Genomic DNA, 11,695 nt, shown 5'->3' with positions numbered 1-11,695 from the left:
CTCGATGAACGGCGTTTCAGTCCACCCAGTCCTTCTTCAGTGTGCGCGAAGCCCCGAACAGCAGGGCCGATGACAGCAGATAGAAGCCCATCCCGGTATAGATGGCCCAGCGCAGGCTCTCTTCGCCGAAGGTCGGGCGCAACAGATCGCTCATCCACCCGAAGTAGTAGATGCCGACCGCAATCCCCAACAGGTTGTTGATCAGCAGAAACAGGGCCGAGGCCGTGGTCCGCATGGCGGGCGTGGCCAGATGCTGGACCGCCGCCGTGATCGGTCCCAGCCAGGTCAGGTTCAGCCCCGTCGGGATGAGGAAAATCACAAAGGCCAGCGCCAGGGCCGCAAAACCGTTGGAGTCAGACCCCGGCATGACCGCGCCCACCACCGCGCCCGAGTTCATCGCCAGGATGAAGCAGGGCACCGAGATCAGAAACGCGATCGCAGGCGTCAACGGATAGGCGGCCTTGGACGTCTTGCCCAGCCGGTCAGCCATCGACCCGCCCAGCCATATGCCCGCCACCCCGCCGACCAGGACGATGGCCGAATAATACCAGGCGGTCTGCGACAGGGTCAGGCCGAAGCTGCGCATGAAGAAGCTGGGCAGCCAGGCGGCCACGCCATAACCGCACACCGAGGACGATGCCGCCCCGAAAGCCAGCAGCCAGAAGCTGGGCTTGGGCGCCAGGGTGCGCACCACTTCCTTGAAAGGCGGCGCCTTGGGCGTCTCGACCGGCGCCGCTGCGGGCGCGGCCGGTTCGATATCCAGCCCCCCGCGCTTGGGATCCTTGACCGTCAGGCGCAGGACCGGCGCGACCAGCACGCCCAGAACGCCCACGACGATGAAGGCCGTGCGCCATCCGTATGTCGCCGCCAGCAGCCCCCCGACCAGGGTGCCCGCCGCCATGCCCAGCGGAATACCAAAGGCATAGGCCGCCAGCGCCCGCGCCCGCTGCGACTTGGGGAAATAGTCCGCGATCAGGGAATAGGCCGGGGCCACGCCGCCCGCCTCGCCGATGCCCACGCCCATCCGGCACAGGAACAGCGAACCGAACCCGCCCGCCAGACCGCACAGTGCGGTGAAGCCGGACCACAGCGTCAGGGCGCCGGTCATGATCCACACACGGCTGAACCGGTCCGCCAGCCAGGCGATCGGAATGGCCAGCGTCGAATACAGCAGGGCGAAGGCCAGCCCGCCCAGCAGGCCGAACTGGGTGTCGCTGAGGTTGAACTCAGCCTTCAGCGGCGCGGCCAGGATGCCGATGATCTGCCGATCCAGGAAGTTCAGCATATAGATGAGGATCAATATCCCCAGCACATAGTAGCGATAGCTGGGCGACGCGACGCGCGCATCGACCGCTCCCGCTTCAGCTTTGGCAGCCCCGTTCTGGCTCATGGACGTTCCCCGACAATGTCTCAGAAGACGACGGTAGCGGTCCCGCCGCCCCGCGCCACAAAAAAGAAAGGCGGCGGCTCATACGAACCGCCGCCTGCGATCAGATGATCAGGCGTTCAGGAGAAATGACCCGGATCAGAACTTCAGCCCGACCGTGGCCGTAACGGTGCGCGGCGCGCCGTAGTAGCCGATCAGGGAGTCGCCGAAGAGGGCGCCCGGGAAGACATAGCCGCCCACGCGGTAATGCTCATCCGACAGGTTCTTGCCATGGACGCCGACCGTCAGGCGATCGTTTGAAGACGTCCACACCAGACTGGCGTCGAACATCCAGAAGGCGCCCTGGTCCAGGACGGGGCTGGCCGTCTCGAACAGTTGGTAATCGCCGCGATAGGAGGCCGAAGGCATGAAGGCCAGACTGGAGCCATTCGCCATCCAGTGCGTATAGGTCGCGCCGATCGAGCCGGTCCATTCAGGCGTGTTCTGGAAGGCGCGATCATCCGACACATCGACGAAACATCCCGGTTGGGTCGGGCAGGCGTTGTTCAGCGGCCCCGTCGGAATATAGGCGAGGAACTCGTCGAACTGGGCGTCCGTATAGCTGAGCATGCCGTTCAGCGTCAGGCTATCCGTAACGCGCAGGCGACCTTCGAACTCCCAGCCCCGGATGCTGGACGAGCCGACGTTATCGACCACCGAAGCCACACCTGCGGCCGTCGGATACTGGGTGGTGATCTGCTGATCCTTGTAGGAGGAATCGTAGATGGCGGTGGCGAAGTTCAGACGGTTGTCGAACAGCGACCCCTTCAGGCCGATCTCCCAGGTTTCGACGGTTTCAGGATCATAGCCCTTAACCGTATCGGGATAGGCGGCGGCGTCGCCGCGCATGTCGAAGCCCCCTGACTTGAAGCCCTGCCCCCAGGAAGCATAGGTCGTCAGGTCCGCGTTCAGCTTGTAGGAAACGCTGACGCGCGGCGTGAATTTCTCGAACTCGCGGCTCGCCGTGTAATCGGTAAGCGGCGCGCCGAACGGAATCGCCGCCCCATTGCCGAAGTCTGGGCTGCGAATGCCCAGATACTGTTGGCGGAAGACGGTTCCGGTCTTTTCATCGTGGGTCCAGCGGGCGCCGACCGACAGCGACAGGGCGTCGGTCAGATCATAGCTGAAATCACCAAAGACAGCATAGCTCTTGGTGTCCACCGACCCGGCGGTCAGGATGCTCAGGTTCGCCAATCCCAGAACCGTGTCGAAAGCGCCCGACGCCGTCGCGTCGAGGTAGTAGACGCCCGCCACGCCCGACCAGCGGTCGCCGCTGAAGACCGCCTGGAATTCCTGGCTGAACTGGTCGTCGTCATAACGGGCCGGAATATCGAGGATGGGCTGCGGCAGGTTGTCGAAGTCGATGTTGCCGCGCGTCAGACCATCGCGATAAGCGGTGACGGATTTCAGCGTCAGCCACTCATTGACGTTCCACTCGCCGGTCAACGACAGACCCTTGGCCTCAACCCGGTTTGCATCGCCAGCGCCCGCATTGGTGTCGTAGACGTTCGCGGGACTCGGCGCCAATTCACGGTGGCCGTGACGGGCATTGGAATCGTCCTTCACGATATCGCCCGCCAGGCGGAAGAACAGGCTATCCGTTGGCGTCCATTCGGCGCTGAAGCGCGCCGCGGTCACGTCCTTGTTGTAGTGTTCATTGCCCGTATTCAGGTTCGTGCCGTAGCCGTCGCGCAGATAACGGGCGACGGCCGCCGAAACGGCGAACTTGTCATTGAAGGGCAGTTCGGCCGAAGCGACCAGATCGCGCTGGTTGTAGCTGCCGTATGAAGCGCGGACATGTCCCTGCGGTTCGTCGGCGTCGATGCGCTTGGTGACGTACTTGATCGCGCCGCCGATGGTGTTGCGGCCATAGAGGGTGCCTTGCGGGCCGCGCAGGATTTCGATGCGCTGAATATCGAAAATATCCAGCACCGCCGCCTGCGGGCGGGCGATGTAGACATCATCCATGTACAGGCCGACGCCCGGCTCGAAACCCCAAAGCGGATCCTGCTGGCCCACGCCGCGGATGAAGGAGATCAACGTCGAGTTGGAACCGCGAGCGGCCTGCAGCGTCAGGCTGGGCGCCGATCGGGTCAGTTCCGTGATGTCGGCCGAACCCTTCTGCTCCAATTGCTCGGCCGAAAAGGCGGAGACCGCCACCGGCACGTCCTTCAATGCTTCGTCGCGACGGCGGGCGCTGACGATGATGTCGTCGACGGAGGAGACCTGCGTTCCGACGCTCGGCGCCTCCTGCGCCTGAGCGGCGGAAGCCATTACGCCGAAAGCCGCACCCGCCAGAAGGGCGGTCTTCACGAGTCTGTTCATTTCAAATCCCAATGTTGTTTCCAGCCCGATCGACGCTTTTATTCAGCGTTCAATGATTTTCAGCATAGGTGACCGGCTTTCGCTCGCCTGTCAAACAGCCAAGCCTGATTGTCGTCACGGAAACGCCCGCCCTGTGGCGCCGTTGCACTAACCCCCAAAGCGCGACTAGCTTCCGGCCATGACGAAGAGCGACCTGCCGCCGCCCCAGATTCCGCCCTTGCCCGCCGCGCCCGCGCGGCGTGGCCGCCCCAAGAAGTCGAAGACGACAGCCGCGGGCGAAACCCGCGACGCCATCATGAACGCAGCCGAGGATCTGTTCTCCAAGCACGGCTTCTATGGCGTCACCATCCGCGAGGTGGCGCGCGAGGCGGGCGTGGATACGGCGCTGGTCCACTATTACTTCGGGGCCAAGAAGGAGCTGTTCGATTCCGTCTTCAACCGCCGCGCCGAGGTCTGGAACAGCGAACGCGTCGCCGCCATCGACCGCTATGCCGAAGCGGCGGGCGCGGCCATGACGCTGGAGGGGCTGTTCGAGGCCTTCCTGCGCCCGCCGTTCCAGTGGTCGCTGAAGGGCGGGCCGGGATGGAAGCACTATGCCGCCCTGGTGGCCCAGACCAACGCCCAGCCCGCCTTCGGCGGCGAGACGATGGCCCGCTATTTCGACCCGGCGATCCGGCGCCTGCTTGAACTGGTCAAGCGCATCATGCCCGAGGCGCAGGACGAGCAGCTCTATTGGGCCTGGCACAATCTGTCGGGCGCCCTGACCCTGACGTTGGGCGAGACGGGGCGGCTGGATCGCCTGTCGGGCGGGCTGTGCCAGTCCGGCGACCTGGACAGCGCCTGCGACTACATGGTGCGTTTCGCCGCCGCCGGGTTCCGCGCCGTCTGCGGACCCGAACGCGCCTGATGGGTGTGGCCGCCGCCTTTTCAGGGCCAGCGGGCCGCGACCTGCTGCGCGGTCTGGCCGTGGCGCTGGGGGCGGGGGTGTTTCTGGCCCTGGGCGGCGCCTTCGGTTCGGGCGGCGCCTCGCTGATCCAGCGCCTCAGCTACTGGATTCCGCTGCTGGTCATCGGCGGGCTGTGGGGTCACGCCTGCAGCCTGATGGTCGAGCGGTTCGTCGATGTCGACGCCCGGCCGTGGCTGGGCGCAGCGGTGCTGACGCTGGTCATCACCGGGCCGCTGACGCTGGTCGTGTGGGCGCTGACCGGGTGGATGTTCGAGGGTCGGTTGCGGCCGGTCGCCGACCTGATCCGTTTCCTGCCGCCGGTGGCGCTGATCACCGCCGCGCTGAGCGTGCTCAATGTCTTTCTGGGTCGCAAACAGCCTGTCGAGACCCATGCCGCCATCCCCGGCGCTGCGCCCGCCCGCTTTCTGGATCGCCTGCCGCCGAAACTGCGCGGCGGACGGCTGATCGCGGTTCAGGCCGAGGATCACTATCTGCGCCTGCACACCGACAGGGGCTCTGACCTGATCCTGATGCGCCTGTCAGATGCTCTCGACGAGCTGGAAGGCCTGGAGGGCGCCCAGACTCACCGCAGTTGGTGGGCCGCCCGGGACGCCGTTGTTTCGGTCGCACGCGGCGACGGGCGCGCGACCCTGACGCTGGATCAGGGACTGACGGTCCCGGTCAGCCGCCGCTACGCCCGCGCCCTGCGCGACGCGGGCTGGTGGTGAAGCCCTACAGCCAGCGCTTCTTGCGGAAGACGAAATAGGGCAGGGCCGCCGACAGGATCATCGCCAGGATCGCCGCCGGATAGCCGAAGCGCCACTGAAGCTCGGGCATGATCTCGAAGTTCATGCCGTAGATGGAGGCGATCAGCGTCGGCGGCAGCAGGGCCACCGCCGCAACCGAGAAGATCTTGATGATCTGGTTCTGCTCCAGGTTGATCAGCCCCAGCGTCGCATCCATCAGAAAGGTGACCTTCGACGTCATCGACACGCTGAGTTCGCTCAGCGCCGCCGCGTCGCGCTGCAGCAGGCGCACGGTCTGGCGCGCCTCTCGCTCGGCCTTTCCTCCGGCCCGCGCGCCCGACAGGGCCGCGTGATAGGCGAGCAGCCGCTGCATGCTGGCCAGACTTTCACGGATCAGGGCCAGGAAGTCGCCGGCCCGGCCGATGTCGCGGATCAGGGCCTGAAGGTTGTGGCTTTCGACCGCATTGGGATCGCGTTTGCGGAAGATCAGGCGCGAAATGGCGTCCAGCTCCAGCCCCTTGGCTTCCAGGGCGTCGGCGTAACGGTCGATGACGGCCTCGATCAGCCCCATCATGATGGCCTCGCCGGTGGCCAGCTTTTCGCCCGGCTTGTTGGTGGCGCGGGCGATGAAGAACTGGAACGAGCGCGGCTGGCCGTAACGCACCGTCACCAGACGCCCGCCCTTGAGGATGAAGGTCACCGGCGTCTTGACCGGATCGTGCGTCTCAAGATCCGTGGCCACGGCGGCGATCATGAAGACCCCGCCGTCCTCGGAATAGAGGCGGGCCGACGGCTCGACGTCGTCCATCTCGTCCCGGCTGGGGATGTCGATGCCGGTCAGGGCCTCAAGCGCGGCGACCTCGTCAGCGCTGGGCGAGACCAGGTCGACCCAGCAGGCCGGGCCCTGATCCACGGCTGTATCCAGCCGCACCAGCCGATCGGCGCGCCAGTCATAGGCGTTCAGCATGGTTGCTTCCTTTCGCGAGAACGCCCGCGCGGAAGCCGGGGTCCTCAGTGCGTCGAAGAAGTTGAAGGCGGACTTCGATCTTCGGGGTTCATCTGAAGGGTTCCAAAAAGACGCCGTCCCAGGACGCGCATCCGGACGGCGATGGGGTCTTGAACCGTTCGGCCGTGCGGGTCAACCGCACGGCCGTCGGCCCGGACGCCGGACATCAAATGTGCGCCGCTCACACCCAGTTCCCATGAAAAGAAGCGGGCAGGGCGACATCGGCGCGCCATGTAGCGACCGGCCCGTCCTCAATGCGCATCAGGTCCAGAACGTGCAGTTCGCTGACCCCCGCCTTCAGATTGATCGTCGGGCCGATCAGCCAGGCGTCGGCCTCATGCGCGCCGCCGGATTTGGGGACATAGACCATCTCATCCGTCACATGACCGGAACCGAAGTCGAAGGACCGGGTGCGTCCGCTCGACCAGTCGGTCACCGCCACAGCCGAAGCCAGCGGACGATCAGCGCGCTCGCCTGTGGTGTGCAGACTGAAGCGACGCGCAAGTCCGGCGCGACGCGGGTCGCTGCGTGGGAACTCGGCCGTCACGCCCGTCCGCTCCAGCCGCCCGCGTCCGTCCGGCGACAGGATGACCATGGCCAGTTCGGCGGGGTGATGGTTCATCGGCAGACCGTTCAGGATCTGCCCGGCTCCACGCGCCGCAAACGTCATGTCCCTGTGGGCGCACAGGTCGAAGCGGATCGTGCCGCCCGCCTCCTCCCAGGCGTCGCCGACGTGGAAGAAGCCGAACGAAGGCAGCTCATAAAGGCGGCGCTGCGTCAGGTCCGCCTTGTCGACCACCAGCACCTGCGTTCCCGCCTCCGGCGTCCAGTCGAAGCCCGCCGCCAGCGGCGCGACCTGCCGGGCATGGACCCACGGCTGCAGCACGATGACCAGATGCCGCGCCGTGGCGCTGAAGTCGTGGATGTAGCTGGCGCGCGGCAGGGCGATGACCTCGGCGTCCTCAAGCCTTCCATCAGCCGCCAGACGCCAGACCATGGCCTGACGACCGTTGACGCCCAGGTTCCAGATGCGGCCGTCCGGCTCGATGCGCGGATGGGCCAGAAAGGGCATGTGCTTCAGGTCGGGACGCAGGGTGACGAAGTCTTCTGTCTCCAGCGTTTCAGGATCCATGGCCAGCGGCGATCCCGCCTCCCACAGCGCCCAGAGTTTGCCGCCGACCCTGTGAACCGAGGTGTTGGCCGGACTGGCGTCGTCGGCCGAGCCGATGCGGGCGCGCGGGTCCGCCGCCGTGCCGAAGCCGGGCGTCAGCATGGCCCCGATCTCGCTCTCCTGCCGCCGCTTGGGCGTATCGGCGAAGCGGGCGGCCAGACTGGCCTGACCCTCTGCGATCCGCCAGCGCCGGATCAGGCCGTCGCCGTCGAACCAGTGTCCGGCCGAACCGCCGGGGCGCCGGAACTTCGCCGGGCCATTGCGATAGAGACTGCCCGCCAGCCCCTGCGGCGCCCGGCCGTGGATCAGGCGCAGGGGTCGCGGCGCGATATCGCCCTCGACATCGCCGGTCGCCAGCGACCAGTCGGCGGCGGCGGTCAGGGCCTGCGCTGCACGCGCCACGTCGGGCGTCAGCACACGGCTGGAAGCGAGGGCGGCAGCGCCCATGAACAGGGTGCGGCGGGTCGGGGTCATGGCGGCGTCTCCGAACATTCCGGGCCTAGCGGATGCGGATGGTCTGGGCCGTGGCGCCCGAGACCTCGAAACGGGCGCGATCCCACCGGGCCGGCCCCATGTTGCCGACCGCATTGTTGGAGAAGGCGATGGGCTCGGTCGGCAGGCCGAACGGGTTGACGTCCAACTTCCCGTTGCCGTTGACGTCGTGGAACGCCTTCATGCCATAGGCGCCGTCGGGCAGGCCCTCGAACACGGCGGCGTGCTCGCCTGACGTCACATCGACGCGGGCCGCACGGCTGGCCGCGCCGCCCTCATAGGCCGCCTCGTTGTCATAAAGGGCGACCATCACCGCTCCTGTCGCCGCCCCGGTCTCAAAGGTGAAGGTCAGACGATGGCCCGAGGCCTGTTCGGACGGCTGTTCGGACGGGTGCGCGGCGGCCGGAGCAGACAGGGCGAGGACGGCGGCGACAGCGAGCAGTCGGATCATGACGAGGGCCTTTCGGGGACGGATCTAAAGTGGTTGGCCGCCGTCCTTCCGTCGTCCGGCGGCGCCTCGCCAGCGCCGTTGCGCCCTCAACCGCCGCGCCTTCGCCAACGACCGCCGCCGTCCGTTCACGAAGCGCGAATGAACGCGCTCTTCGGCCCCTGCGTCAGCTGTCCGGCTTGCCCCTCGCCTTCAGGAGCCCTAAGTCGCAGGACCATGACCCAGACGTCCGCGACCGCCGCCCCGCTGATCTGCCCCTCCATCCTGGCCAGCGACTTCTCAAAACTGGGTGAGGAGATCCGCGCGCTGGAGACAGCGGGCGCCGACTGGATCCACGTCGACGTCATGGACGGCCATTTCGTGCCCAACCTGACCATCGGCCCGGATGTGGTGAAGGCCCTGCGCCCGCACACCAGCCTGCCGTTCGACGTGCACCTGATGGTCGCTCCGGTCGACAACTGGCTGGAGGCCTATCGCGCGGCGGGCGCCGACATCATGAGCGTCCACCCCGAAAGCGGCCCCCACGTCCATCGCACCCTCGGCCAGATCCGCAAGCTGGGCGCCAGGGCGGGCCTCGTCTTCAACCCGGCCACGCCGCTCAGCGTGCTGGAGGAAGCCGTCGAACTGGTCGATCTGGTGCTGATCATGTCGGTGAACCCCGGCTTCGGCGGTCAGAAATTCATCGAGACCTCGCTGCGGAAGATCGAGCGCGCCCGCGCCATCCTCGACCGCGCCGGGTCCAAGGCCCACCTTCAGGTCGACGGCGGCGTGGTCGCCGCCAACGCCGGGGCCTGCGTGGCCGCCGGGGCCGACGCTCTGGTCGCCGGCTCCTTCGTCTTCAAGGGCGGGCCGGACGCCTATGCCGCCAACATCCAGGCCCTGAAGGCCGCCGCCGCGTGAGCCCTCTCGGCCCCTTCGCCCCGCGCGACAGCGACGTCCCCCTGGCCGAGGGGCACATCCCCGGCCTGAAGGGCGCGCCGATGCGGACCCCTGTGCGCAGCGCCTCCGGCGCCCGGCCCGACCCGCGCCTGTGGGCCTCGGTCGCCAAGGGGCTGGCCGCGCGCCAGCTGTGGGTCGAGCTTTACGGCCTGCCCGGCTACGGCCTGACGCTGGGCGGTCCGACCGCCGAGGGCTTCGCCGTCAGCCCGCGCGACTTCCGCCCCCTGCCCGAAGAGGCGCCGCGCCCCCTGCTGTCGGGCAAGCTGACGCTGGCGGGCCTGAGCCTTGATGCGAAGACGCCGGTAGAGCTGTGGAACAGCCCCACGCCCAGCCGCGCCTTCGCTGTCGAACTGCACAGCTTCAGCTGGCTGCCCGCCATGATGGCCCAGGGCGATCGCGGCGTGCGCGAAGTCCTGGCCATGACGCTGGCGTGGAACGACGTCTTCAGCCGCTGGTCGCCCTTTTCATGGGACCCGGACATTCTGGCCCGCCGCGTCTATCATCTGGCCTGCGCCGGACGGCGGCTGGCCGGCGTGGCGACCGAGATCGAACGTCTTCAGCTGACCGACATTCTGGCCCATCAGGCGCGCCAGCTGCTGCGTCCGCCCGGCGGGATCATGGGCCGGGCCGAGCGCCTGACCGCCGCCGCCGTCGCCGGATGCGCCCTGACCGGCAAGACCGGCGCCGCCATCCGCAACAGGGCGCTGAAACGCCTGCCCTCAGCCCTGAACGCCACGGTCGCGCCCGACGGCGGCCACGCCTCGCGCGCGCCGGAAATGGGGCTGGAGTTGCTGCTCGACCTGCTGACGCTGGACGACGCCCTGGCCCAGCTGTCCGAAGTCACGCCCGAAGCTGTCGCCGAATCCATCTCGCGCCTGACGCTGGCCCTGCGCGTCCAGACCCTGCCCGACCGGAAGCTGGCCGTGTTTCAGGGCGGCGGTCCCTCGACGCCCGAGCGCATCGCCGCCGCACGCGCCCATGACGACGCCCCCGCCGCCCCGCCCAGCGGCGCCGTCGGCGGCCTGCTGCGCGTCTCCAGCCCGCTGCTGACCGTCATGGTCGATGTCGAGGCGCCCGCCCGCAACGCCTGGTCCTCCGCCGCCTGCGGCCAGCCCGCCGCGCTGGAAGTCGTCTGCGGCCGCGACCGCCTGTTCACCTCGGCCGGATGGACGCCGCGCGCCATGGACCGTCAGGCCCTGCGCCTGACGCCGGGCGCCTCGACGCTCACGCTGGGCGAACAGCCTCTGGCCGAACCCCTGTCCGATTGGAAGGGCGATCTTCTGGGCCCGCGTCTGGTCGGCCCGCCGATCAGCGTCACCCGCGAGCATCAGGACGGCGACGGCGCCGTCTGGCTGGAGGTCGAGCACGACGGCTGGATGCCGCTGTATGGCCTGATGCACCAGCGCCGCCTCTACATCGATCAGCGGCTGGACGAACTGCGCGCCGAAGAGCGGCTGCATCCGCCCGAAGGCCGCCCCGAGGCCGCCCGCGCCATCGCCGCCCCCTACGCCCTGCGCTTCCAGCTAGAGCCTGGAGTGCAGGCTTCGCTGGCCCGCGACCGCCGCTCCATCCTGCTGCGCGGCCCGTCCGGTCGCGGCTGGTGGTTCCGCAGCGACGGCCCCGACGTGGCCATCGAACCCGCCGTCCACATCGACGAAGGCCTGACCCGTCGCAGCCTCCAGATCGTCGTCCGCGGCTCGGCCCGCACCGACGCCGAAACCAAGGTCCGCTGGAAGCTGAGTCCGGCAGGCGCAAGCGGCGATCCGGACTAAACGCCGTCGAGACGGCGGAGAAAGGCGCTGATGCTTCCCTCGCCCTCTCCGTCATCCTCGGGCTTGACCCGAGGATCGGGCGCCAGTCCGAACAGGCTGGGATAAAGGTCTCGCCACTGCGGGTTGGTCCGCTCGACCAGTTCGAGCTTCCATGTCCGGTTCCAGCGCTTGAGGGCCTTCTCGCGCTTGATCGCCTCTGTGACGAAGCCATGCGTCTCGTACCAGACCAGGGTTTTGCAGCCGTAGCGGTGAGCGAAGCCCTCGACGCGGTCCTCACGATGCTGACGAATACGCTCGTACAGGTTAGACGTAATGCCGACGTAGAGGACGCCGAGCGGGCGGCTGGCCAGAATATAGGTCGCGATGAAAAGGCGGCGCTCGTTCATGGAAGGTCGAGTGGCGGACAACTCGATCCTCGGGTCAA

10 protein-coding genes are annotated in these 11,695 nt (G+C 67.7%); 4 read left to right on the top strand and 6 right to left on the bottom strand.

Going from position 1 to position 11,695, the window contains the following annotated elements; translation table 11 throughout:
* Window positions 1-16: 16 nt before the first annotated feature.
* Together ACORJG_RS15425 and ACORJG_RS15420 are read right to left on the bottom strand one after the other, a co-directional pair.
* A complete protein-coding gene (locus tag ACORJG_RS15425; RefSeq protein ID WP_427790422.1) occupies window positions 17-1,390 on the bottom strand; it encodes a spinster family MFS transporter in 1,374 nt (457 codons plus the stop codon).
* A gap of 135 nt (window positions 1,391-1,525) precedes the next feature.
* A complete protein-coding gene (locus tag ACORJG_RS15420; protein WP_427790420.1) occupies window positions 1,526-3,739 on the bottom strand; it encodes a TonB-dependent receptor in 2,214 nt (737 codons plus the stop codon).
* A 190-nt stretch (window positions 3,740-3,929) separates the two neighbouring features.
* Between ACORJG_RS15420 and ACORJG_RS15415 the strand changes: the two genes are divergently transcribed.
* Both ACORJG_RS15415 and ACORJG_RS15410 read left to right on the top strand, forming a co-directional pair.
* A complete protein-coding gene (locus ACORJG_RS15415) occupies window positions 3,930-4,658 on the top strand; it encodes a TetR/AcrR family transcriptional regulator (RefSeq protein ID WP_427790418.1) in 729 nt (242 codons plus the stop codon).
* The gene (locus ACORJG_RS15410; protein ID WP_427790416.1) at window positions 4,658-5,425 is read left to right on the top strand and encodes a LytTR family DNA-binding domain-containing protein; all 768 of its coding nucleotides are present in this window, start codon (window positions 4,658-4,660) and stop codon (window positions 5,423-5,425) included. Before ACORJG_RS15415 ends, ACORJG_RS15410 begins: the two co-directional genes overlap by 1 nt.
* Before the next feature lie 4 nt (window positions 5,426-5,429).
* On the opposite strand, the gene ACORJG_RS15405 is transcribed toward ACORJG_RS15410, so the two are convergent.
* The 3 genes from ACORJG_RS15405 to ACORJG_RS15395 form a co-directional block, all read right to left on the bottom strand.
* Entirely contained in the window at window positions 5,430-6,410 is a 981-nt protein-coding gene (locus tag ACORJG_RS15405; RefSeq protein ID WP_427790414.1) for a magnesium transporter CorA family protein, read from the bottom strand.
* Window positions 6,411-6,630: 220 nt separating this feature from the next.
* Window positions 6,631-8,094 (bottom strand): carotenoid oxygenase family protein, encoded by a 1,464-nt coding sequence (locus ACORJG_RS15400; protein WP_427790412.1) that lies wholly within the window; start codon window positions 8,092-8,094, stop codon window positions 6,631-6,633.
* Between the two features lie 25 nt (window positions 8,095-8,119).
* Complete coding sequence (locus tag ACORJG_RS15395) at window positions 8,120-8,563, bottom strand: DUF2141 domain-containing protein (RefSeq protein WP_427790410.1); 444 nt, start codon at window positions 8,561-8,563, stop codon at window positions 8,120-8,122.
* A gap of 213 nt (window positions 8,564-8,776) precedes the next feature.
* Here ACORJG_RS15395 and rpe point away from each other — a divergent pair, with 213 nt between their 5' ends.
* Together rpe and ACORJG_RS15385 are read left to right on the top strand one after the other, a co-directional pair.
* Entirely contained in the window at window positions 8,777-9,460 is a 684-nt protein-coding gene (rpe, locus tag ACORJG_RS15390; protein ID WP_427790408.1) for a ribulose-phosphate 3-epimerase, read from the top strand.
* Entirely contained in the window at window positions 9,457-11,271 is a 1,815-nt protein-coding gene (locus tag ACORJG_RS15385; RefSeq protein ID WP_427790406.1) for a heparinase II/III family protein, read from the top strand. The genes rpe and ACORJG_RS15385 overlap by 4 nt, the downstream gene beginning before the upstream one ends.
* Here the strand turns inward: ACORJG_RS15385 and ACORJG_RS15380 are convergent.
* The gene (locus tag ACORJG_RS15380; RefSeq protein WP_427790404.1) at window positions 11,268-11,657 is read right to left on the bottom strand and encodes a GIY-YIG nuclease family protein; all 390 of its coding nucleotides are present in this window, start codon (window positions 11,655-11,657) and stop codon (window positions 11,268-11,270) included. The genes ACORJG_RS15385 and ACORJG_RS15380 overlap by 4 nt on opposite strands.
* Window positions 11,658-11,695 lie beyond the last annotated feature (38 nt).

The organism is Brevundimonas diminuta (genome assembly GCF_050310045.1).
Classification (GTDB): Bacteria; Pseudomonadota; Alphaproteobacteria; order Caulobacterales; family Caulobacteraceae; genus Brevundimonas; species Brevundimonas diminuta_F.
This window is presented reverse-complemented; position numbering and strand designations above follow the sequence as displayed.